At 51.8% G+C, this 24,245-nt stretch carries 19 protein-coding genes; 12 read left to right on the forward strand and 7 right to left on the reverse strand.

Translation table 11 applies throughout. From position 1 onward, the window contains the following. The 3 genes from B5F29_RS04330 to B5F29_RS04340 are packed head-to-tail and all read left to right on the forward strand — an operon-like array spanning position 1 to position 6,292. Positions 1-3,438, forward strand: coding sequence for a J domain-containing protein (locus B5F29_RS04330; RefSeq protein ID WP_087153433.1), 3,438 nt, complete (start codon positions 1-3; stop codon positions 3,436-3,438). 6 nt (positions 3,439-3,444) lie between these two features. Continuing rightward, a complete protein-coding gene (locus B5F29_RS04335; protein ID WP_087153434.1) occupies positions 3,445-5,139 on the forward strand; it encodes an Hsp70 family protein in 1,695 nt (564 codons plus the stop codon). 4 nt (positions 5,140-5,143) lie between these two features. Further along, the gene (locus tag B5F29_RS04340; protein WP_087153435.1) at positions 5,144-6,292 is read left to right on the forward strand and encodes a class I SAM-dependent methyltransferase; all 1,149 of its coding nucleotides are present in this window, start codon (positions 5,144-5,146) and stop codon (positions 6,290-6,292) included. 5 nt (positions 6,293-6,297) lie between these two features. On the opposite strand, the gene B5F29_RS04345 is transcribed toward B5F29_RS04340, so the two are convergent. The 5 genes from B5F29_RS04345 to B5F29_RS04365 form a co-directional block, all read right to left on the reverse strand. Next, entirely contained in the window at positions 6,298-6,723 is a 426-nt protein-coding gene (locus tag B5F29_RS04345; protein WP_087153436.1) for a hypothetical protein, read from the reverse strand. After that, positions 6,707-7,480 carry a zinc ribbon domain-containing protein gene (locus B5F29_RS04350; protein ID WP_087153437.1) on the reverse strand — a complete coding sequence of 258 codons (774 nt, stop codon included), beginning with the start codon at positions 7,478-7,480 and terminating at the stop codon, positions 6,707-6,709. The genes B5F29_RS04345 and B5F29_RS04350 overlap by 17 nt, the downstream gene beginning before the upstream one ends. A 3-nt stretch (positions 7,481-7,483) precedes the next feature. Then, positions 7,484-8,236 carry a zinc ribbon domain-containing protein gene (locus B5F29_RS04355; RefSeq protein ID WP_087153438.1) on the reverse strand — a complete coding sequence of 251 codons (753 nt, stop codon included), beginning with the start codon at positions 8,234-8,236 and terminating at the stop codon, positions 7,484-7,486. Between the two features lie 91 nt (positions 8,237-8,327). Then, positions 8,328-9,530, reverse strand: coding sequence for a class I SAM-dependent rRNA methyltransferase (locus B5F29_RS04360; protein ID WP_087153439.1), 1,203 nt, complete (start codon positions 9,528-9,530; stop codon positions 8,328-8,330). 325 nt (positions 9,531-9,855) lie between these two features. Beyond that, positions 9,856-10,320: a DUF1648 domain-containing protein gene (locus B5F29_RS04365; RefSeq protein ID WP_162608362.1), complete on the reverse strand. Its 465-nt coding sequence runs from the start codon at positions 10,318-10,320 to the stop codon at positions 9,856-9,858. 143 nt (positions 10,321-10,463) lie between these two features. Between B5F29_RS04365 and B5F29_RS04370 the strand changes: the two genes are divergently transcribed. Then, complete coding sequence (locus B5F29_RS04370; RefSeq protein WP_087153441.1) at positions 10,464-10,670, forward strand: small, acid-soluble spore protein, alpha/beta type; 207 nt, start codon at positions 10,464-10,466, stop codon at positions 10,668-10,670. A 16-nt stretch (positions 10,671-10,686) separates the two neighbouring features. On the opposite strand, the gene B5F29_RS04375 is transcribed toward B5F29_RS04370, so the two are convergent. Next, on the reverse strand, positions 10,687-11,322 hold the full coding sequence (locus B5F29_RS04375) for a hypothetical protein (protein WP_087153442.1): 636 nt from the start codon (positions 11,320-11,322) through the stop codon (positions 10,687-10,689). A gap of 128 nt (positions 11,323-11,450) precedes the next feature. On the opposite strand from B5F29_RS04375, the gene B5F29_RS04380 reads away from it, so the two are divergent. The 7 genes from B5F29_RS04380 (at position 11,451) to B5F29_RS04410 (ending at position 21,551) form a co-directional block, all read left to right on the forward strand. Next, a complete protein-coding gene (locus B5F29_RS04380; RefSeq protein ID WP_087153486.1) occupies positions 11,451-13,160 on the forward strand; it encodes a S8 family peptidase in 1,710 nt (569 codons plus the stop codon). 61 nt (positions 13,161-13,221) lie between these two features. Next, a complete protein-coding gene (locus B5F29_RS04385) occupies positions 13,222-14,388 on the forward strand; it encodes a cation diffusion facilitator family transporter (protein ID WP_087153443.1) in 1,167 nt (388 codons plus the stop codon). A 166-nt stretch (positions 14,389-14,554) separates the two neighbouring features. Further along, positions 14,555-15,532 (forward strand): helix-turn-helix domain-containing protein, encoded by a 978-nt coding sequence (locus tag B5F29_RS04390; protein ID WP_087153444.1) that lies wholly within the window; start codon positions 14,555-14,557, stop codon positions 15,530-15,532. A gap of 174 nt (positions 15,533-15,706) precedes the next feature. Then, on the forward strand, positions 15,707-16,081 hold the full coding sequence (locus B5F29_RS04395; RefSeq protein WP_162608363.1) for a BlaI/MecI/CopY family transcriptional regulator: 375 nt from the start codon (positions 15,707-15,709) through the stop codon (positions 16,079-16,081). Between the two features lie 13 nt (positions 16,082-16,094). Further along, positions 16,095-18,467, forward strand: a complete 2,373-nt coding sequence (locus tag B5F29_RS04400) for a M56 family metallopeptidase (protein WP_087153446.1) — start codon at positions 16,095-16,097, stop codon at positions 18,465-18,467. Positions 18,468-18,581: 114 nt separating this feature from the next. Further along, entirely contained in the window at positions 18,582-20,078 is a 1,497-nt protein-coding gene (locus B5F29_RS04405; RefSeq protein WP_087153447.1) for a L,D-transpeptidase family protein, read from the forward strand. A gap of 129 nt (positions 20,079-20,207) precedes the next feature. Beyond that, positions 20,208-21,551 (forward strand): citrate/2-methylcitrate synthase, encoded by a 1,344-nt coding sequence (locus B5F29_RS04410; protein WP_087153448.1) that lies wholly within the window; start codon positions 20,208-20,210, stop codon positions 21,549-21,551. 56 nt (positions 21,552-21,607) lie between these two features. Here the strand turns inward: B5F29_RS04410 and B5F29_RS04415 are convergent, their stop codons facing one another. After that, positions 21,608-22,711 (reverse strand): DUF3048 domain-containing protein, encoded by a 1,104-nt coding sequence (locus B5F29_RS04415; protein ID WP_087153487.1) that lies wholly within the window; start codon positions 22,709-22,711, stop codon positions 21,608-21,610. A gap of 158 nt (positions 22,712-22,869) precedes the next feature. On the opposite strand from B5F29_RS04415, the gene B5F29_RS04420 reads away from it, so the two are divergent. Next, a complete protein-coding gene (locus B5F29_RS04420; RefSeq protein WP_162608364.1) occupies positions 22,870-24,228 on the forward strand; it encodes a S1C family serine protease in 1,359 nt (452 codons plus the stop codon). The last annotated feature ends 17 nt before the right edge of the window (positions 24,229-24,245 follow it).

Raw genomic sequence — 24,245 nt, forward strand, 5'->3', positions numbered from 1 at the left:
ATGGAACGAGAACTGGTACTGCAGATCCTGGGGCTTACGGAGCTGACGGATGAAGAAACTGTAAAAAGAGCGTATCACACAAAGCTCCGGGCCGTGAACCCGGAGGACAACCAGGAAGGCTTCCGCCGTCTCAGGGAGGCGTATGAGTCCGCGCTCGCGCTCTTAAGAGACGCGGAAACGGAAGACGCGGAACGGGAAAAGACGCCGGTAGATCTCTGGCTGGAACGCGCGGACGCCGTTTATCAGGATTTCCGTACCAGGGGAGATCTGGACGCATGGGAGGAAATCCTGGAAGATCCGGTCTGCCAGGATCTGGATACGTCGCTGGAAGCGCGGGACGGCATGCTGGGATATTTGCTGTCGCATTTCTTCCTGCCCCGCAGGATATGGCAGCGGCTGGACCGGGAGTTCCAGATCGTTCAGGACAAAGAATCGCTGAAAGAGCGGTACCCGGCGGATTTTCTGGATTATGCGGAATTCTATACAGAACATGATTATTATATCGATTTCGACCAGATGCGCCTGCGGGAAAACGCGGACGCAGAGTCCATGAATGTGGACGGTTACATACAGGCGTATCAGGGACTCCGCGCGGCCTGCGACCGGGGCGAATGGAAGGAGGCGGTGCGGCAGGCGGATGAGATCGAAGCATATGGAGTCTTTTATCCATGGGAAGCCGCGGAGCGTCTGAGAATTCATGCGGCGTTATACCGGACTGCGCTGGATGCGCCGGAGATGACGGAAGAAGAGAGCAGGAAGCAGAGAGACGCACTCCTTGCGGAGGCGGCGGAACTGACAGAGTACTGGCCGGATTCTCAGTATATTATGACGCAGGCGGGGAATGTGCAGTGGACATACGGAGATCATGAAAAGGCTTTTGCCTGCTGGCAGAAAGCTCCCGATAATTACGAGGCGCGCTGCGGCTTGATTCGTTACTGGCTGGAGAATGCACGTGATGCGCAGAAGGCAAAAGAATCGGTGCTGGATCTGATGGAAGAGAGCAATGATGAGCATCTGTCCGAATATCTGGCAGAAGCGAATCGTTTCCTGATCGCCGGATATGAGGATAAGATCCGCGTGCTTCCGGAAGGAAACGAACGCAGAGAAACGGAACTGGAGATTGCCTGGTGCTTTTTCCAGAACCGGGAGTTTGAAAAATCTCTGGAGATTCTGGAAAGGATGCCTTTTCGTGAATATATTCCGCAGAATATTTCCGGATCTTTTGGGACGACGCCGGATGAAAATCTTATATACAGCTATTATAACCTGAAGGGACGCGTACTGGCGGCTATGTCCCGTTTCCAGGAGGCTGTACCGGAACTGGAAGTATGGCTCCGCATGATTCTTGCAACGGAGGACGACGGGACTCAGGAAGCGGCGAAACGTTTCCGCCGGAAAGGCTCCGCATATCTGATGCTGGGATGGAGCAGGTATCAGACCGGAGCATATGAAGAAGCGGCCAGACTTCTGGAGAAAGGGATTCCCGAGCTTACTGTTTTATCAGAGAAACTGAGCTGCATGAACTCTCTGGCGGAAGTCTTCCTGGCCATGAATGCCTGCGAAAAGGCCATTGATGTCTGCGGGCAGATCCTGTCGCTGGAGAAAAACTATTATCCCGCCTATCTGAACCGGCAGGAGGCGTATTTCCGCCTGCAGAACGGACAGCAGGTGGTGGACGATTATTATCGGGCAGTGGAGATCTATCCGGGATATTACAAACCGTATCTGCTGGCGGAGAAGGTATTTTTCTTCTGCCATCAGTATGAGGACGTTCTGGATGTGATAAAGCGTGCAGAAGAAAACCAGGTGGAATTCAGCGACCAGATGAAATTATACTGTCTGAAAGCGCGCCGCAATCTTGCCGGAGGAGAGGAAGAGAGAAGAGAAATATTCGCAGATCTTTTATCTCTTAAGGCGGCGGTGGACAGAGAAAAGACGGATCTGGAGGATATTTCAGAATTAAAGTACGAAATGGCGCTGATTAAATGGGACGATGGCCGGCTGGAAGAAGCTCTGGGTTATCTGAACAAGGCGATTCATGAAAATCCGTCCCGGCTGCAGTATTTTATGGTGCGGGGAGAGATCCTGAGAGACGCCCATGAGCCGTATGAAGCGCTTCAGTCCTACGAACAGGCAAAAGAGGATTATGAAGACACGCCTGCCTGGCATTATGGCAAGGGGTGCTGTTACGGCGATCTGGGTAATGAAGAAATGGCGCTGCAATATTTTCGGAATGCGGCGGAGGCGGATCCTTCATTTCGGGATGTGAATGAGAAAATAGCGGATATTTATATGCAGCGTTATCGCTGCTTTGGAAATGAAGACGACTTTGAACGCGCGGTCCGGTATATGGACCGGGAGGTGGAAAACTGGGAAAGCTGCTATACGCTGGTTCACCGCGGACTGCTATACATGGAGGCTATGCGGTTGCCCGAAGCAATCTCTGATTTTGAAAAAGCGCTGACCTATAATTCTGACGATTGGGCCTCCTATAACAATCTTGGATATTGTTACAAGCATCTGAAGCAATTTCAAAAGAGTATCGAGATGTATGAAAGATCTCTGGAGTGTCTGGATAAGACCGGTGAGAAGAAGCTCCTGCCTTACAGCAATATGGCGGACTGTTATGAGATCCTGCGCGATTACGGGAAAGCGGTGGAATGCTACAGGAAAGATCTGGAATGGTTTCCAAAAGAACTGTCTTTTTACAAAGAAATAGGGAATCTGTACCGTTATATGGGCAGATACGAAGAAGCGGCTGAAGCATATAAGAAAAATATGGAAGACAAGGAATATTTGCTGTGTCTTGGCGATGTCTGCGTGGCGAAAGGGAAAATGCTTCAGGCCAGATATTATTACCGGAAATCGCTGCAGTGTGACCCGGAACGCAGCTATCAGAGATATACAGACTGCGCGGACCGTCTGTTCCATCATTTTGGCGACAACGACGGAGCTATGTGTCTCCTGAAGAAGGCGGAAGAAATGAATGGCCGTTCTGTCTGGAAGACCTGGGACGACCAGCGCATCCGAAACCTGATGCTGCAGGCCAGGATCCAATATCTGGAAAAACGTCCGGGCGAGGCGGCAAGATGTGCCCGGCAGGCCCTGGATCTGATGCTGCGGGGTTACATTTCGGAAAGAATTTATGTATCCTATCCGGCGGAACGTCCCCAGAGACTCAGCAAAGTAGGAGAGTGCTATCTGTATATGGGAGACAAAAAGAAAGCGCTTGCATATTTCAGCCAGACACGGAGCGGGCTGCGCTGTAAATACTGCAGGGAACCGGAGTGCTACGAGGGTCTGGTCGGAGAGATGATCTTCCAGATGGGAGAAGAAAACTGGAGCGAAGCGCTTGCCTGCGGAGAGGAAGCTCTTAAGATTTGTCCCAACGATCTGGAACTTCAAAGTACCGTTCAAAGAATTCGAGGAGAGATTTGACAGCATATGATAGTAGGAATTGATCTTGGAACTACCAACAGCCTGGTGGCTTATTATACAGAAGAAGGTCCCCGTGTGATCCCGAACCGGATTGGGAAGCGCCTGACTCCGTCGGTGGTCAGCATCGGCGAAGACGGACAGGTTTACGTGGGCGAATCGGCTGCAGAGCAGATGCTTCTGAATCCGGACAGCGGCGCGTCGCTGTTCAAACGGAGCATGGGGAGCGGGAAGAAATTTCGATTGAGAGACAAGGAGTTTGCGGCAGAAGAACTGTCTTCTTTTGTCCTGCGTTATCTGAAAGAGGATGCGGAGGCGTTTCTGGGGGAACCGGTGACGGAGGCGGTGATCAGTGTCCCGGCGTATTTTAACGATGCCAGGAGGCGGGCCACCAAGCGCGCGGGAGAGCTGGCGGGGTTGAAAGTCGAGAGGATCATCAGCGAGCCGACGGCTGCCGCTATCGCTTATGGGCTCTGGCAGAAAAAAGACCATGCGCGGTTCCTGGTCTTCGACCTGGGAGGAGGCACTTTCGACGTATCGATCCTGGAACTGTACGACACCATTCTGGAGGTCCACGCGGTGGCGGGAGACAACTTCCTGGGCGGAGAAGATTTCACGGCAGTGCTGGAAAAGATGTTTTACGACGCCCATCCGCAGCTGAACCGTTTTACACTGAGCGGAAAAACGCAGCAGCATATCCGGCGTCAGGCGGAGCTTTGCAAGATTGGTTTCGGAGAAAACCGGATCTCGGAGATGAGATGTAATATAGAGGGGAAAGAATATGTATTTCCGGTTGAGCTTCCCGACTACGAAGAAGCCTGTGAGGAACTGTTGGACAGGATCCGTCAGCCGGTGAAGCGGAGCCTGAAGGACGCCCATATCCGCCTGTCGGATATCGATCAGGTCGTGCTGGTGGGCGGAGCTACCAAATCTCCGGTGATCCGCAGATTTGCCGGAAAGTTGTTTCATATGATCCCGGACACCAAGATCAATCCGGACGAGGCGGTGGCGCTGGGAGCAGCGATCCAGGCGGCGATGAAAGAGCGCCGGGACGGCATCCGGGAAGTGATCCTGACCGACGTCTGTCCCTTTACCCTGGGTACGGAAGTGGTCCAGGAATACGGCGATCACCAGTATGAGGACGGGGTGTTTTTCCCGATTATCGAGAGAAACACAGTGATCCCGGCCAGCCGTACGGAACGCCTGTATACGGTGAGAGATAATCAGACCAGGATCCGGGTGCATATCTTACAGGGCGAGAGCCGTTTCGCAGTCAATAACCTGTCTCTGGGAGAACTGTTCATTGAAGTTCCTGCCGGGAAAGCCGGGCAGGAGGCTGTGGATGTGACTTATACTTATGATATTAACTCGATCCTGGAAGTGGAAGTGAAATCTGTTTCCAGCGGGAAGAAAGTGCGCCAGGTGTTTAAAGGACAGAATCTGGACATGAGCGAGGAAGAGATCGAAGACCGCCTGAAGACGCTCTCTTATCTGAAGATTCATCCTCGGGACAAAGAGGAGAATAAGGTTCTCCTGCTGAGAGGCGAGAGAATCTACGAAGAGAGTCTGGGCGTGAAAAGGGAGCAGGCGGGACGGATGCTGCGGGAGTTTGAGCATGCTCTGGATACCTATGACCCGGAACGTATCGCGGAGGCAAAGAGAGAATATATGGAATTTCTGGAAAAACTGGATGAGTGGGAGTAGAAAGATGGATTTACAACAGATGCTGGAGGCGGTCCTGGCCGCGGAGCCTTATAAAATGATCCTGAGCAATCCGTGCCGCAAGGACGCGCAGTACCGGCGGATCGTGATCAACCGTCTGGAAACATGCTGGCAGGCGGAAAAATATACGGAAAAACAGGTCTTTCACGAAAATATGTCCGAAGAGACGCTGAAACTGTTTCTGGAAGGGGCCATGGGGCAGGAATACCGCCAGCTGAACGCCTGGGACGGAGAACGGGAGCACGCGGTCCGCGTCTCCAAAAACGGTAAGGCTTCCTACCTGAAAAAGAAGACGGCGCAGGCCCCGAAAGAGAAGACGGGCCATAACCGGAAGAAAAACTATATTCTGGAAGAAGGGCAGATGATCCCTCCTCTGGTGGATATGGGAATCTTTACATCGGAAGGAAAGATCGTCCGTTCCATGTATGATAAATACCGTCAGATCAACCGCTTTGTGGAGCTGATCGACGACGAGATCGGGACCCTTCCGAAGGACCGGACCTTGACGGTGATCGATTTTGGCTGCGGGAAATCTTATCTGACATTTATCCTGTATTATTACCTGACGCAGATCCGGAAGCTGGATGTGAGGATCATCGGTCTGGACCTGAAGGCGGATGTGATCGAACACTGCAACCAGGCTGCCGAAAAATATGGCTACGATCAGCTGCACTTTGAACTGGGAGACATCAACGGATATGAATGTCCGTATCCGGTGGATATGGTGGTCTCCCTCCATGCCTGCGATACGGCCACCGATTACGCGCTGTACAATGCCGTTCGGTGGAACGCGGAGCTGATCTTTTCCGTACCCTGCTGCCAGCATGAGCTGAACAGCCAGATGCAGGGCGGAAGTCTTCCTATACTGACCCGTTACGGGATCATAAAAGAACGGACGGCGGCCCTGATGACGGACGCCATCCGCGGAAATCTGCTGACCGCCAGCGGCTACCGGACCCAGCTCCTGGAGTTCGTGGATCTGTCCCATACGCCGAAAAACATCCTGATCCGCGCCGTGCGCTCGAATATCCCGGAGAAAACACGGCGGGAGATGCTGCAGGAGGTGGATGCGCTGAAGGAGCAGTTCGGGTTCCGGCCGACGCTGGACCGGTTGCTGAGAGGAGAAGATGCCTGACGGAATCAGGCGCCTTCCCTTACCAGTTTCTGAATCCGTCCGACTGCCGTCTGCGCAGTCCTGTTCTCCTGGTCGGCCGGCAATTCCAACAGACGGGAGCGGAGGACTTCCGCTTCCGCACTGGAGCCGGCTTCTTCGGCGGCGCGGAATCGGCAGTACAGATGCCAGGCGTCGGTCACATCCCAGTAATCATCGTATTTATCTTCATACAGGTCGTAGAGATTCAGCTCTTCGTACAGGTCTGCGTACTCTCCTTCGCTGGTCAGTTCCAGCAGGCGGGTGTCCCGGCGGCTCTCGTTGTCATAAGTGATATCTTCCACAACAGAAGAAAAGAAAAAAGAAAACATGAGATAGTTCATACCAAGCAGGAGAAGGATAATCAGCCCTTTGACGAAAAAGCGGCGGTGATGCGCATTATTCTTCTGATTCATGGTAGCCCTCCTCTTTTAGACGTTCTTTTGCCAGTTCCATGAGCTGTTCGATCTCTGTAAAAGAGACATATCCGCTGCCGTCCTCTTCCGGATAGAGTATCTGGATCTCGTCCTCGGTCAGCTTCAGCATCCCCAGAAGAAAAGTCCTTGCTTCTTCCTGATAGATATTCAGATTTTCCTGATTGACCGGGTAAGTGTCCGGATAGGCGGGAATATACGGCTGCATCAGTTCTGCCGCGCTGTCGATGGCGTATTCCAGATGGAAATCATCCGGGATGGAACCTTTTTCCAGCGCCTGCGTGCAGTTCATGCTGTACTGAACGAAGTCTGTATAAGTGTAGTAATACAGCGCCATCTGCATGTACTGGGGATAATCCTGTCCATCCAGGCTGTAACGGTCCATATATGCGTACAGTTCGTCATAGCGGCCTTCATCATAGAGGGTTTCCAGCTGGGATTCATAATCGTCGGGACGGCCCAACCCCAGAGTCCGGGGATCCCGGACCAGGTACCAGATCATGCCAAGGACGGTAACCAGGATCCACAGAAGCGCCAGGATCACAATAGCCAGATTCATGATCCTCTGTGCAAGGGGAAGCCGCAGCTGGTCCCGCATCTTCTGCCTGAGGTATTCATTCAGTTTTCGGCGCCTGCGTACTTCTCCCTGAAAAGCGGCTCCTTCCGGATTCAGGTTCCCGCAGTATGGACACCGGACATCGTTGACGGAGACTTCTCCGCCGCAGTAAGGACATTTCATAAGCTACTCCAATCGTTCCAGGATTAATGACGCATAGGGAAGAAAGAGGGATTCGTCATAGAGCGAATCTTGATCTTCATAAAGTTCCGCCATCTGTCCGATCTCTTCCTCCGTGACTTTTAAGGTTCCGGTCAGCAGTTCGCGGGCCTGCCCATATATGTCCTGCAGGGCGTCTTCGTTGCCCAGATACAGATCGTCCTGAATCCCGCTTTCGGCCCGCATCAGTGCATTCATGGCGTCGTTCAGGGCAAAAGAGAGACCCTGCAGCAGATAAGTGTCCTCCAGGCCGCTTTCCAGATCTGTGCGGAACCATTCCAGATCATCCTGCACATAGGAGAGATCCTGGTAGGCATACAATACCGGATAGTAGGGATCGTAGGCGGAATCATAGGAGTCAATGCGGTCAAGAAGCACAGACAGGCCTTCGTAATCCCCTTCGGCCAGGCAGGCGTCCAGCCTTTCCACATTGCGGGTCAGGGTGTGACGGGTCCAGAATCTCCATATAAAACTTCCGGCTACGATCAGGAGGGCGGCTATGACGACTCCAATGAAGATGCGGACGCCGATCCTGGCGGCGGCCCGGTTGGTCTTTTTCAGAATCCGTTCCGGCTCATGCCGGATATCTTCGCGCTCCTCTTCCAGAGAGTCAAGCGTTTCCTGCTGCTGCTCCCGGGCTTCCCGGACATTTTCAGCGCCGCAGTGAGGACACCGGAGCAGGTCGTCCGCATACTCAAATCCGCAGTAAGGGCAGATCATATTATGTATTCCTCCGTATCTGTGCGGCGCCTGGTTGTGCCGCGCGGTTTAAATATATTGTAGCAGAGAGGGGCGTGATCGGCAAGTTATCCTACATCTCCTCCACCACCTGGAAAATGTAAAATTTCAGATAATACGACTGATCCGCGGCCCACAGGATCGGGTGGTCGCAGGCCTGGGTGCGGAATTCTACCTGGCGAAGCCGCCGGTGCGCGCCGTGGGCAGCCTCCCGGAGCGTCTTGGCGAACAATTCCTGGTCCATGAAATGAGAGCAGGAGCAGGTTGCCAGATAACCGCCGTCGCGCACCAGCTTCATGCCCCGCAGATTAATCTCCCGGTAACCTTTGACCGCATTTTTGATGGAATTGCGGGACTTTGTGAAAGCGGGCGGATCCAGGATCACCACATCGTAGGTCTCGCCCTTTCGTTCCAGTTCCGGAAGCAGTTCAAACACATCCGCGCACCGGAAGGTCACGCGGTCTTCCACCTGATTCAGGCGGGCGTTTTCACGGGCCTGTTCGCAGCCCAGTTCGGAGGCGTCTACGCCCAGCACGCTTGAGGCGCCTGCGACAGCCGCGTTCAGCGCGAACGAACCGGTGTGCGTGAAGCAGTCCAGTACCTTTTTTCCCTTGCAGAGTCTTTGTACTGCCAGCCGGTTATATTTCTGGTCCAGGAAGAAACCGGTTTTCTGGCCGTCTTCCACATTGACCAGATAGCGGACGCCGTTTTCCTGAATTTCGACCTTCGTATCAAAAGGACCGCCGATAAAGCCCTTCTGCCGTTTCATCCCTTCCTGTTCCCTTACTTTGGCGTCGCTGCGCTCGTAGATGCCCCGGATGACGATGCCGTCTTCCGCCAGGACACGTTTCAGGATGTCCAGGATCCGGAGCTTCATGCGGTCGATGCCAAGGGCCAGGGATTCTACCACCAGCACATCAGAAAACTTGTCCACCACCAGTCCCGGCAGGAAGTCTGCCTCTCCGAATATGACACGGCAGCAGGAAGTATCACATACGGTTTTGCGGTATTCCCAGGCGTTCCGTACCCGCCGCTCCAGAAAAGCCTCGTCGATGACCTGGTCTTTTCTGCGGGACATCATCCTTACACGGATCTTGGAGTTCATATTGAGAAAGCCGTATCCCATAAAATAGCCGTCGAAATCATGGACCGTCACCAGATCTCCGTTCTCAAAATCGCCCAGGATACTGGCGATCTCATTGTCATAGATCCACATGCCGCCGGCTTTGATTGTGCGGCCTTCTCCTTTTTTCAAAGTTACGATTGTATGATACATAAATATTATCCTCCGGAATTATAAGAGTGAAAAGATCTGTGTTTAATGTAGCATGTTTTAAAGGGATCAACAATAGTTTCTTACTAATGAGATAGATCAATTATGAAATGCTTCATATCTTAATCCAATGATGTGATTTTAGACTTTTATCTGGCAGAAAAATTGGTTGGTACTGGCTTTCCCAATAGGGACAACTGCAATTTCTGCCAGATGAAGAATTTATAAATACAAGTTGCATTTTCCCCGTCTGCATGTTAATCTTTTCATATAGAATTCTGTATTTCAGGCGCTTCGCCTATTTCCCATGAAATAAAAATTTACAGTGTCATTTACATTTCCAGAGACGGTACATCCAGTACCCGATGTCGCCGCACAGAAGAGCTATGACGGCGAAAAGGAACCAGGAGGGAAGCTCCAGCATCAGAGCCGTCTGAAGAATGGAATAAGTATACAGGCAGGTAATGAGGAATTTCAGCGAGCTGATCATATGAAGAAGGGTGGCATATACCCGGGCCCGGTTATGTTCCGTGACCTGAACGCCTGTGTTCCAGGCCTGCGGGAAATGTTCCAGAACAGTCATCAGCAGATACATGATCCATGCCAGGACCGGGATTATGATCAGCTCTGCCTTGTTTCCCCAGCGCGTAATATTCCCGCCCAGATCATAATGCATGGGAATCTGCTGCGGAATCCGGGCCCAGCATATAAGAAGAAATAGAGTGATGCCGATAAGCTGAAGCAGACACAGGACATTCAAAAGGATATCAAATCTGGTTTTTTTGAGCTTCATTGAGACGCCTCCCTTAAAAAACAGTAACTGTTCAGAACGGTACATTTATTATATAAGTCGGATTCAGGGCTGTAAAGAGAATTTGGAAAGGGGTGAATAAGATGAAAGGGAACGGGAATACTTCGGATATAGGAGAGTGTAAAATGATGGAAATGAAACGTACCGTAGAGTTTGAAAAACTGGAGCCCCACGACCGGTTAAAATATGAGATCGCGGAGGAGCTGGGACTTCTGGACAAGGTAAGAGAAGGGGGCTGGAAAGCGCTGTCTTCCAAGGAGACAGGGAAGATCGGCGGCATGATCAGCAGAAGGAAAAAAGCGCTGGAAAAATCAGAGAAAGAATCCAGCTGACCTCCAGCGCTGTGTGTCAGATCAGGATCGGCGCGCGGTAATCCTTGCCCAACATCTGTTTTTTCTTATCCTGGAATTCCCAGAAATAATCTTCCCTTACATCAGACCAGGAGTGTGTGGCCTGATCATAGACCTGGACGAATTCCTCCATCTCCGGATGCCGGCGGACCGTGTTCGTCAGATACTCTTCGCCGGTCAGCGGATTGATGTCTCCCTGGGGCCTGTTTTTGCGGAATGCCTCGGGGATCTGGAAAGTGATTTTGTTGGGAACCGCAGGCGGCTCTTCAGAGAGCACCTCCGCAGAATTCACATCGGGTATGGAAGGCTGCGAGGGGACAGAGACCGTCTGAGGAACCGGAGATATCTCTCCGGAAGAAACGGAAGCCGCAGATGCAGTCTGAAATTCTGCCCGGATAAATTCCGGCATGGGAATGGATACAGGCTTCAGCTGTACGGATACCTGATATCCCAACAGCGCCGCGATGATGTGCATATCCTGTTCCGGAAAATTATCTCTTTTCAGGCGTTGGGTGAGATTTTGCCGGGACATGGGTCTGCCGGTCTGCGCTTCGTACATATCTGCAAGTTCTTTGATCGTCAGTCCTTTTCTTTTCAGCAGGATCTTGATCTGTTCGCCGAATGAAAGTTCCATATGGTTCCTCCGCTGTTTCTCTTTTGCTGTTTTTATTATAATACAGTCCGGGGAAAAAATAAATCTTAAAGTTTCTTTTGCGCATGAAAATGGATCCTTCGCATAGCCTGAAAAGGGGTGCTGAAATGATGGATGATCAGAAAATAGAGAATCAGCTGAATCTGGCGCTGGAGGCCACAGAAGAAGAACGAAAAAAATCCCTGGTACTGGAGACCGGGTATGATCCAGAGGAAAAGACCTGGGAACTGATTGTAAAATACTCAGGAAATCTGGATACCATTGTACCGGACGCCATACGTGTAACGCGGCTGATTAACGAATATGCGATTCTGGTGGTTCCGGAGTCCTTGATTGAATCTTTGGCACAGCGTCCGGAGATAGAATATATTGAAAAGCCTAAAAGGCTGTTTTTTGCGCGGGCAGAAGGGAAAAGGGCGTCCTGTATGACGCCGGTGCAGCGCCCGCCGCTTTCTTTAAGCGGTCGGGGTATTCTGGTGGCAGTACTGGATTCCGGAGTGGATTACCGACATGAGGAATTCCGCAATCCGGACGGGAGCAGCCGGATTCTGGCATACTGGGACCAGAGCGTGCCCGGAAATCCTCCGGAAGGATATTACATAGGAAGCGAGTTTACCAAGGAACAGATTGACGCGGCGCTGGCCGGAGGAGAAGATAAACCGGCGGCGCAGAGCGGGGAGGGACTGTCGGCCAGTCAGGATGTAAGCGGGCACGGGACCGGCGTATTGGCAATCGCGGCAGGAAATGGAGGCGTGGCATATGAGAGCGGTATATTGGCGGTAAAACTGGGAGTGCCCAGAGAAGACGGGTTTCCAAGAACAACGGAGCTGATGCAGGGGCTGGACTATGTAATTCGGAAGGCGAGAGAATACCTGATGCCGGTAGCTGTAAATATCAGTTTTGGGAATACATACGGTTCTCACACCGGAAGCAGCCTGCTGGAAACATATATGGATGATGTGAGCGCTTTGTGGAAGTCGGTAATCTGTGTGGGCAGCGGTAATGAAGGGGCGGGAGGCGGTCATACGTCCGGACGGCTCCAGAATGGCATGCAGGAAAACGTGGAATTTACGGTCGGACCCTACGAACTTGTAATGAATCTGCAGATCTGGAAAAACTATGAGGATGTGTTTGATATTTATCTGATGCACCCGAATGGGATATCAGCAGGGCCTTTTTACGAAGGAACTCCGGTGCAGCGTTACCGGATGGGGAATACAGAGGTACTGGTTTACTTTGGTGCTCCCAGCCCTTACAGCGTAAATCAGGAAATTTATCTGGACTTTATCCCTCAAAATGAATATGTGGATTCCGGGATCTGGAGAATCCGCCTGGTGTCCCGCCAGATTACGGAAGGAACTTATCAGATGTGGATGCCGGGAAGCTCAGTGGTGGGAGCAGATACGCGTTTTCTGAATCCGGTGGAGACAAATACCCTTACGATTCCCTCTACAGCGAGGAAAGTGATCACCGTCGGAGCGTACCGTGCGTCTGCCGACGCATATGCAGACTTTTCCGGAAGAGGAGAGACGGAGCGGAAACCCTCTCTGGTAGCTCCGGGCACCAATATTCTGACGGCGTCGCCGGGAGGCGGATATGTGAGGCAGACAGGGACTTCTTTCGCGACGCCTTTTGTAACCGGCGCGGCCGCGCTGTTGATGCAGTATGGGATTACAGACGGGAACGACCCGTATCTGTACGGAGAAAAAGTAAGGGCTTATCTGCAGAGAGGGGCACAGCCTCTTCCGGCGTTTCAGGAATATCCCAATGCGACCGTGGGGTGGGGAAAACTGTGCGTGGAGAAAAGCATTCCTAATTAATAATTGTATTTACTGTCCGGCTGCGATATACTGTATGGAAAAGCGAAAATCGAGGTGTGCTATGACATCTATACTGACAAGAATCTTTTTGCGCGGGACGGACGCCCGTACTTCGGAGGGACGGACGAAGGTGGGAAACCTGGCGGGCATTGTGGGCATCTGCTGCAATGTCCTCCTTTTTCTTGGAAAATTTATGGTCGGAGCTATTTCAGGCAGCATGTCGATCGCCGCAGACGCGTTTAACAATCTGAGCGATGCCGGCAGCAGCGTGATCAGCCTGCTGGGTTTCTGGCTGGGGGCGCAGAAGCCGGATGAGGAGCATCCGTTCGGCCATGCCCGGTATGAATACCTGGCGGGGATGGCCGTATGCGTGATGATTATGGCGATTGGCCTGAACCTGGCAAAAGAGGGAATCGTCAAAGTGATCCATCCGAATATGCCGGAATTCGGATGGCTTTCTATATGCGTTATGTTGGCGTCTATCCTGCTGAAACTCTGGATGAGCGGGTTCAACAGGAAAATGGGAGAGATGATCGACTCGGAGACTCTGAGAGCGACGGCGGCGGATTCCCGCAATGACTGTCTGTCTACGGCGGGAGTACTGGCGGGCGCCGTATTGTGTGAGACCACCGGGATCATGCGGATCGATGGACTGATGACGGTGGCGGTGGCGGGGTTTATCCTCTGGAACGGATATGGCCTGCTGAAAGACGCGCTGGATCCTCTTCTTGGGAAAAGCCCGGATCCGGAGCTGGTGAAGATGATTGAGGATACGGTGATGGGTTATCCGAATGTGCTGGGCATGCATGATCTCCTGGTTCATGATTACGGGCCGGGGAACCAGTTCGCTTCCCTGCATATTGAATTTGATGCCGGCATGAACGCTCTGAAAGCGCATGACCTGATCGACAATATAGAACGGGATTTCTGGAAGCAGCATCACCTTCAGGTGGTGATCCATTATGATCCCATCGTGACCGGCGACAGTGAGGTCAGCGAGCTTCGGGAATACATATCCGAACAGGTGAAAGCATATGATGAGCGTCTGAGTATCCACGACCTGCGCGTGGTGCCGGGCGATACTCATACGAATGTGTTGTTTGATCTGGTGGTGCCGCCTCATTATGAAGGGGATCAGGATAAACTGCTGAATTATGTGGTGGAGAAAGTAAAAGAGAAAAATCAGACATATATATGTGTAATTAAGGTGGATCAAAGCTACGTCTGACCCGAATCCGCCTCATGTCAACCGGCCGGAAGAAAGTGCAACTGCCGGTTGACAGATTTCCAAGGCCGCTTTCTTGCGGCGCAAGGGGACGTCTGTTATGCTGGGAAACAACAGATAAGGCTCATGAAAGGCACGGGAGCCCGAAAGAGCGGCGAGGAGGATTTATATGATACTGGCAGAAAAGATTATGCATTTAAGGAAGAAAAACGGATGGTCCCAGGAGGAACTGGCAGGGAAGCTGAACGTATCCAGGCAGTCGGTATCCAAATGGGAGAGCGCCATGTCGGTGCCGGATCTGGATAAGATTCTGCTGATGAGCGAGATTTTTGAAGTGAGCACCGATTATCTGCTGAAAGACGACCGGACAGAGGAGGATTTTGTATCGGGGAATCCGGACGGAGAAGAGACACGTAAAATAACGATGGAGGAAGCGCAGCATTTCCTGAAGGTGCGCAGGGACGCGTCGGCGAAGATCGCATCGGGAGTTGCCGCATGTATTCTTTCGCCGGTTCTGCTTTTGTTCCTGGGCGGGGCGGCGGAAAGCGGCATGCTGGATATGTCGGAAGACCTGGCGGCAGGTATCGGTATGATGGCGGTGCTGCTGATCGTGGCGGGGGCGGTGGCCTCGTTTCTGATCTTTGGAAGAGAGATGGGGAAATATGAATATCTGGAAAAAGAGATCTTTGAGTTGAGCTATGGAATCGAAGGCATGGTCAGGGAAAAGAGTGAAGCGTACGCTCCGGTATTTACGGTGAAGATCTCCTGCGGGATCGCCCTTTGTATCTTTGGATTTATTCCTTTGATGCTGGTGGACGGGTTGTGGGGAACTGAAATGGCCGAGATCGGTTCTTTCATCTTCCTGCTGATCTGCGCGGCGGCGGGCGTCTGGCTGTTCGTCAGCGCCGGGATTATCCAGGGATCTTTCCGGCAGCTTCTTCAGGAAGGCGATTATACCGTGGAAGCAAAGCGCACGGGAAAGATTATGGATAAGATCGCCCCGGTTTACTGGTGCCTGGTGACAGCGGGATATGTGGGCTACAGTCTGTGGACATGGACCTGGACGACCTCCTGGATCGTCTGGCCGGTGGCGGGCATCCTGTATGGAGCGCTGGCGGGGGCCGTGAGGATGTGGAAGAAAAAATAACATAGTGTAAAGGTGTTTACACCGGCTGCTGCCGACCTGACTATGGACAGGATACGGCGGCAGCCGATTTTTGTTAGTCAAATGGTTACAAGTTCTTGCGGTTCCGGGATTCTGTGGTATAATATAAGTAATCAAATGATTAACAATTTTTTGAGAAGAAGGAGGGCAGAAGATATGAAATATCCCACAGGCTTATCTGAAAATGAATGGTATATCATGCAGGTGCTCTGGGATCACGCGCCGGCTTCGCTGCGGGAGATCTGCGAGGCGCTGGAGCCGGTAAAAGGGTGGAGCCGTCATGCGGTGACGTCTTTTCTGAAGCGGATGCTGGAGAAAGGCGCGGTCTCTGTGGACGAAAGCGGGAAAGTGCGGACCTATTCCCCGGTATGGAGCAGAGAAGAGACGATCCGGGAGGAGACGGACTCCATCATGGAACGGGTGTATCACGGAGATCTGCTGCTGATGGTCAGCAATGCCGTACAGGGGCGTAAGGTATCGGAGGAGGAGATTGAAGAGCTGAAAAAGATCCTGGATCGTCTGGGGGATTAGAGGGGGTGCCGTGATGAGATTCTGGTATTTTGCAGTCAGCGCCGGGCTGCTGGTCCTGCTGGTGCTGGCGATTCAGAAAAAGTGGCGGAATCAGCTTTCCGCCAAAGCGAGATATGCGCTGTGGATCCTTCCGATGATCCGCCTGCTGATTCCCTTTGGCATGGCGGAACTTCCGGAAGGAAACGTGATGAGCCTTCCCTATGCGGCGTTTGAATATACAGTGAATGCATTTCGGGAAGGAGATATGGCGGACCAGGGCGGAGAGATTCCGGCAGGAAGCGCATCCGGAGAGAGAAATCAGGATGCGGAGACCTCCGGCGCAGGAGGGGCGGCGTTTCCGGCGGGCCCGGAAGAGGACATTCAGACAGACAGGGAAACGCAGTCCGCGCAGGAAACAGAGTCAAATGCCGTGCAGCAGCCGCAGGCCGGAATCCCGGCGGGAATATCCTGGGTCTCCATGGCGTCGGGAGTCCTGTGGGCGTGCGGCAGTGTGATTTTGGGAGCATATGCATTCCGGAGTAATTGGAAATTAAAGAAAATGACATCTGCCAGATGTCAAATAAGAAAGCATGGCAGACTTCCGGTATATGTGGGAGAGATTCCGGGAACGCCCTGTCTGTTCGGAGTTCTCCGCCCGTGTGTCCTGATGAGCAGCGCCATATGGGAAGATGAAGAAGTGCGCCGTTATGCGCTGCGGCATGAGGCAGAGCATTATCGCCAGAAAGACCATATCTGGTCGTTTGTGAGAGTGCTGTTCTGCGTTGTCTACTGGTGGCATCCTCTGGTGTGGCTGGGAGTGATCCGTTCCCGGGAAGACGCAGAACTGGCCTGTGACGAAGGCGTCATAAGGGGCTGTAAAAGACTGGAAAAGAAAGAGTACGGCCTGGCGCTGCTTAAAATCCTGGAATATGCGGGAAAAGGGCCATCGCCCTTATGCGGAGCCACCGCCATGCGGGGCGGACAGGGAAATATACGCCGCAGGCTGGAGGCGATGGTGGACGCGCCGTCCACAAAGACGGTACCTTTCGCGGCTTCTTTCCTTATCCTGACCGGTGCGCTGCTGGCCGGATGTACTGTGTTGCCTGACACAGCGCAGATGCGGGTGGAAGTAAATCCGGATAAAGCGGCTGTCTACACACTGGAGGCGGATTATCATATGGATCTCCCGGGAAATACGCCGGGCCGGCTGCTGTATTTTGAGGTCTATGAGTACGGAGAGAAGACGGGATCTTATAAAGTGTCGTATCTGGGGCCGGAGGAACTGAAAGCGGCGGGCGAAGACGCGGACCTGACGGTCCGGTTCGGACAGCAGTGGGACTTGGGACTGTGGAATTACCTGGAGATCACGGAAGAAAAAGCGGTGGACCGCGAAACCTATTATTTTCCGCCGCTGGAAGGCAATCCGGGTTTTGCCGATTCTGCGCTCTGGAATGATGGAGCGCTGCACAGGACAGAAAAAGATAAAGAGTATGTTCTGGCGGCGGAATTCCGCAGCGCAGGTGATATGACGGTGTCTTACGGATGTGAATATCTGACGGAAAATCCCCGGGAAGAGTGGAATGAATATTTCGACGGGATAGACAGGGCGGTACTGGTGCGCATGGTGCTGTCGGACCGTACAGAAGAAGAACTGACGGAGAAATATGGTCTGGAAGCATATGAACAGACCATAACAGAACTGCCGCGGGATGAAATAGACTCCTTTGCACAGAGATGGCCGGACGCGTTTACGAGAAGAGACGGAACGGCGATCCGGGATTTGTCGGCACAGTCTGTACAGGAGAAAATGGAAGAAGACGGTCTTCTGTATGCGGACGCGCCGGAAGCTTTTGGAGATTCCAGTCCCTGGCCGTGGGCAAAAGAGACAGGAGCCATGAACTACCGGATTCTGGAAGCGGATGAAAACGGCATAGAGATCCTCTATTATGCCATGGACTCCACGCCGCATATGGCGGTATGGCGGGAGAGCCTTTCCCTGGTCTATGTAAACGGCGCATACCAGGCGATCGGGGAAGAACTGCAGTATCTGGATCAGATCTCCACCGCGGCGGAATATTTTCAGGCATACCCGGATGGAATCATCAGCGGGACCCGGATGGATTATACTTCCAACGGGCTGGGAGAGATCTTGAATGATAATGCGCTGCAGAATCCGGAATCGGAGTTATACAGCCGGATTTTTGACCCGGAAGAAGCGGCCCGCAGCCTTTTAAATCTTTCGGATGATGTAGAGATCCGGAGGACGGGGATGATTACGGGAGCCCCTGCGCGGACGACGCTGCAGATCGTCTTTTCCGATCAGGGATCCGTCAGTATCCGGATGGAACAGCCCTGGGGAGAAACGGGAATCTGGGTGCCCGCAAGCGCCTCTTTTGAGAATCTTTAGTTGTTTTTTACACGGAAATTCTTTATACTGATAGAGTCAGTACCTGGGTGGGACTGCCTCGGGATTTGTCCTGCGGCGGCCCCACCAGTATTTATAGAAAGGACAGGAGAAAACATGGCTAAAAAAGGCAAGAAAAAGGGATTTTCCGTGTTATGGATATTGTTGCTGATCCTGCTCCTGGCGGCGGCCGCCGTCTACGGAGGAGGCGTGTATTATTATCATAATCATTTCCTGAAAGGGACGGTGATCGACCGGATCGACGTGTCTGATATGACCGTGCAGGAGCTGGAGGAACAGGTTCAGGATTATTTCCTGAGAATCATTGAGCGGCAGTCAGACGGGACTACGCTGGAGGAAGATATCCAGGGAAGGGATATTTCCCTGGGATATGGCTCCACAGAGCCGTTGGAAGAAATACTGGAGCAGCAGAATAAGTGGCTCTGGTTTCTTCCCGCGGAGGCGGAATATGAGATGGACGGACTGATAACCTACGACGAAGAGGCGCTGGAAGAAAGGATTCAGGCGCTCAGCGGCTTTCAGAGCGATTTTGCCGTTGCGCCGACAGACGCCTATATCTCTGATTATACGTCAGAGAATGGTTTCCAGATAGTGTCTGAGACACAGGGGAACGAGCTGGATTATGACCTTACGCTGGAAGCAATCCGGTCCGCGGTGGACAGCCTGGAAGAACAGGTGGATCTGGATCAGGAAGGATGCTACCATGTACCGCAGGTTACTTCCGATAATGAGCAGCTTCTGGCGACTCTGGAAAAATTACAGAATTATGCGAATGTGACGATTACCTATACTTTTGGAGACAGTAAAGAAGTGCTTGACGGCGCCACGATCAGTACCTGGCTGCATGTGGACGGATTTGAAGTAGAGCTGGATCAGGAGAAAGTAGAGGAGTATGTGGCTACCCTCCGGAAAAAATACGACACGATCTTCCGCTCCAGGACATTTATGACCAGCTATGGTCAGGAAATCACGATTGATACCGGTGATTACGGCTGGTGGATGAACTACGGACAGGAGGCTGTGGAACTGGCGGAGATGATCGAAAACGGAGAGAGCGGGGAACGTACGCCGGTTTACTACCAGACGGCGGCTTCCTATGGGACGCCTGATTATGGAGACACTTATGTGGAGATTAATCTGACTGCACAGCACCTTTTCTTTTATCAGGACGGAGTTCTGATTCTGGAATCGGATTTTGTGTCGGGCAACGCTTCCCGCGGATATGATACGCCGGACGGGGTGTACAGTATTACATATAAACAGCGCAACGCAACGCTGACAGGAGAGAATTATGAGACTCCGGTATCCTACTGGATGCCCTTTAACGGAAACATAGGTATGCATGACGCCAGCTGGAGAAGTTCCTTCGGGGGAGATATTTATAAGACGAACGGTTCTCATGGCTGTATTAACCTGCCTCCTTCTGTGGCGCAGGAACTGTACAGTTATGTGGAAAAAGGCATGCCGGTGATCTGCTATTACCTTCCGGGCACGGAGACTGTTAAACAGGAAACGACAACTGAAGAAGGGGCGGATGCTCAGCCGGCAGCGGGAACAGAGGCGGGTTCCGGAACCTCCGCCGCGGAATCTTAGAATAAATGATCCCGGCAAAAGACAGGTACTTTCCAAAATTTATAAAATATTTACAAAAAACAATAGGAAAAATAGGTGAATTGTGCTAATATATTGAAAATGAGATTTTATTTGGAAAGGAGACTTGGAATGGGATATGAGGAAAAATGGAGGGAACATACAGAAAAGTATCAGAAACTGTGTGTAGAACATGACACAATACCAGACGAATTGTTCCGGGAATACGGCGTAAACAGAGGTCTTCGCGACATCAACGGAAATGGCGTGCTTACGGGCCTGACAACGATTTCCAGGATTGATTCGTTTAAAATGGAAGACGGCAAGAAAGTTCCCTGCGACGGAAAGCTCTGGTACCGGGGCTACGATGTGACCGAACTGATCAAAAGAATTCCGAGTGATGTTTTCGGGTTTGAGAAGACGGCTTATCTGCTCCTGTTTGGCGAACTTCCGAGTCCGGAGGAGGAGAAAGATTTTGCGGATATGATTGCTTCCGGGCGGGAACTTCCGACGAATTTCACCAGAGATGTGATTATGAAAGCGTCCAGCAAGGATATCATGAATTCCATGACACGCAGTATTCTTACTTTGGCGTCTTATGATGCGAATGCGAATTCTACGGCGGTAGACAATGTGATCCGCCAGTGCCTGAACCTGATCAGTGTATTTCCCATGCTGGCCGTATACGGCTATCATGCGTACAACCATTATGAAAATGATGAGAGCATGTATATTCACCGTCCCAGCGCCGGTCTTTCCACAGCCGAGAACCTTCTGATGATGCTCAGACCGGATAAGAAATATACGCATCTGGAAGCCAAAGTGCTGGATGTGGCGCTGATGCTTCATATGGAGCATGGCGGAGGTAATAACTCCACTTTCACGACCAGAGTGGTGACTTCTTCCGGGTCCGACACATATTCGGCTATTGCCGCGGCTATGTCTTCGCTGAAAGGCCCGAAACATGGCGGCGCCAACATCAAGGTAATGGAGATGATGAACGATATCCGTTCCCATGTACATGATTATTCTGATAAAGAAGAAGTGGCAGCTTATCTGAGCAAACTTCTGGACGGCGAAGCATTCGACGGCAAGGGCCTGATCTATGGTATGGGACATGCTGTTTATTCACTGTCCGATCCCCGTGAGCGTGTCTTCAAGAGTTTTGTGGAGCAGCTTTCCGTGGAAAAGCACAGGGAGAAAGATATGGAGCTGTACAATAATATCGAGCTGCTGGCGCCTGAACTGATCGCAGAGAAACGCCGCATCTACAAAGGAGTCAGCCCCAATGTGGACTTCTACAGCGGATTTGTATATGAGATGCTTGGAATTCCCACGGAATTGTATACGCCGCTCTTCGCCATCGCCAGGATCGTGGGCTGGAGCGCGCACCGGATCGAAGAGATCATCGGCATGAACAAGATCATCCGTCCGGCATATAAGAGCGTGATGAAAGAAAGAGAATTTACGGACTGATGAGCCGGTAAGACAACAAAGGAGCCGCTGTGAAGCGGCTCCTTTGCCGTATACTTTTATTCAAGTACCAGTTCATCCCATCTGCTCTGAGATACCAGTCCTACATAGGTCTTTCCTACATTCAGCGTGATTTCATTGCCGTCTGCATCATAGAATTTTGTCGGATCCGTATCGGCGCCTTTAGACCAGGTCACCGGGATCGCCTTTCCTCCGGTAATATAGTAGCCTTCTCCGGACTCGTTCAGAATGTTGAACTGCATATAGCCGTTGTCATCATACTGATGATGTTCCGCGCACTGAAGAATGACATTGGTAAAAGAAAGCTGAGCGTCTCCGTTTGCCGGATCGGTGTGTTTCATGCCATATTCGGAATACAGATAGAGACCGCTGGCTTCATCATAATCCAGCTGGGACTCATTGTGCGGGAAGGGAAGATCTACCAGCGTACAATCGATGGAGTCGGATGCTGCGCCAAGATCAACCGGGCTGGACTCCGATGCGAACTGCCAGTGCGGGCCGGGATAGTAATCGTCATATTCTGTGGAGACGCCGGTGGATTCGAAACGATCTTCCAGATCTCCGGTCATGACATACTCGGTAAATTCTCTTGGCTTGCCGTTATCTACGCGGGAAAATCCGCCGCTGAAATTTTCTACCCATGGGTTGCTCAGATAGGCGTCTATGTAAAATGGTCCGCCGTCATGCACAAGCACTGCGTTATATTCAGGCGCAATCATAAAATTGGTGGGGCGTACGCTTCGGATGCTTCCAAACTGAGTGATACTGCCCCAGTCTTTTACGATTGCCATAAAACGGGTGATTTCACCGTTCGCCGTACTGTTCATCATCTCATAGACGATATCTGCCTGCGTCATTCCATAGTGGAGCAGCGCTGTCTTTTCGTTGTCTACCATAATTGCCACCGGGCGCTGACTCTGAAGGGATTCATCGATCCATTCCCCGGTCAGTTCGCTTTTATACATTCCTTCAGGCGCTTCTTCTGCGGGCGCCGCAGCTTCTTCTTCAGGCGCTTCTTCTGTCTGACCCTCTGACACATCAGTAACAGCAGGAGCGGTCTCTTCGGATGAATTGCCGCAGCCGGTCAGAGCAGAACATGCCATAGCCGCAGCCAGGAATAGTACCAAAGTTTTTTTCTTCATGTAATAGGATCCTTTCTTTTTGAAATGATTGTCGGTTTTCACAGTATACACCCATTTCAATAATTTTTAAAGTATTTATCACAATTCTATCACAAATGCCTGATATATTAAAAGCACAAAAAAAGGAAAAGGTTTTTACATGGAAAGGAGAAATCATCATGTATGAAGATAATGATATGAGAAAAGATGACAGCTTTGCGACGGGCAGCTATTATGATACAAGCAGCAGCTATACACACTATGATTCCGCAGAGGCTATGAAACAGCCGAAAAAACCGAAGAAAAAAGGCGGATTCGGAAAAACGGTCGCCAAGTGCCTGGTATTGGCGCTGGTGTTCGGCAGCGTATCCGGAGCCGCGTTCACAGGCGTTCGTTACGCGGGCGGACAGCTGACAGGAGAAAGCGGCGCATCAGAGACCGCGCAGACCTCGACAACGGTTTCGCCTACCACTGTATCCACACAGAGCAACGATGTGTACGATGTGTCTGACATTGTGGCAAACTGTATCTCATCGGTGGTTTCCATCAGCAATGTTGGCACCACGGAGTTCCAGACGATTTTCGGGACTTACCAGCAGGAGAGCCAGTCCAGCGGATCCGGTATTATTATCGGACAGAACGATACGGAGCTGCTGATCGTGACAAACTATCACGTAATCTCCGGGGCGAATGAGCTTAGCGTATATTTCAACTCTGATAATGAGGCGGCAGATGACGCAAACGTAATCTCCGCCAGTGTAAAGGGAAGCAATGAAGACAAGGATATCGCGGTGATCGCGGTACAGCTGAGCGATATTCCGGAAGAAACCCTGAACGATATCAAGGTGGCTACAGTCGGCGATTCCACTTCATTGGAAGTAGGAGAACCGGTGGTGGCTATCGGAAACGCATACGGTTTCGGACTGTCCGTAACTTCCGGTATCGTCAGCGCATTGAACCGCGAGGTAACAGCTACCAATGAAGACGGATCTTCCACTACCCAGCTGATGATCCAGACGGATGCGGCAATCAACCCGGGCAACAGCGGCGGAGCGCTCCTGAACAGCAAGGGCGAACTGATCGGTATCAACTCGGTGAAATTCGTCTCTGAAGATGTAGAAGGTATGGGTTACGCGATCCCGATTTCGGATGTGGAATCCATCATCAACGAGCTGATGCTCCGGGAGACCAGGGACAGAGTCAGCGAGGATGAGAAAGGTTATCTGGGGATCACCTGTCTGGATGTAACGGATCAGGCGTCCCAGAGTTATAATATTCCGGCCGGCGTATATGTCAGCACCGTGACAGACGGCGCGGCCGCGCAGCAGGCGGGTATCCAGACCGGGGATATTATCACCGGAATGGAAGGCAATACGATTACCGGAAGCGATCAGCTGATCGACCTTTTGGGTTACTATTCTGCAGGCGAGACCGTAACTCTGACCATACAGAGAGGAAACGGAACACAGTATGAAGAGATAAATGTGGATGTGACGCTCAGCTCCGCTCAGGAAGCAGGCGCAGTGGAAACAGAATAAAGCTGTCAGTGACAGAA

Source organism: Lachnoclostridium sp. An196, assembly GCF_002160135.1.
GTDB classification, from domain to species: domain Bacteria; phylum Bacillota; class Clostridia; order Lachnospirales; family Lachnospiraceae; genus Hominiventricola; species Hominiventricola avistercoris.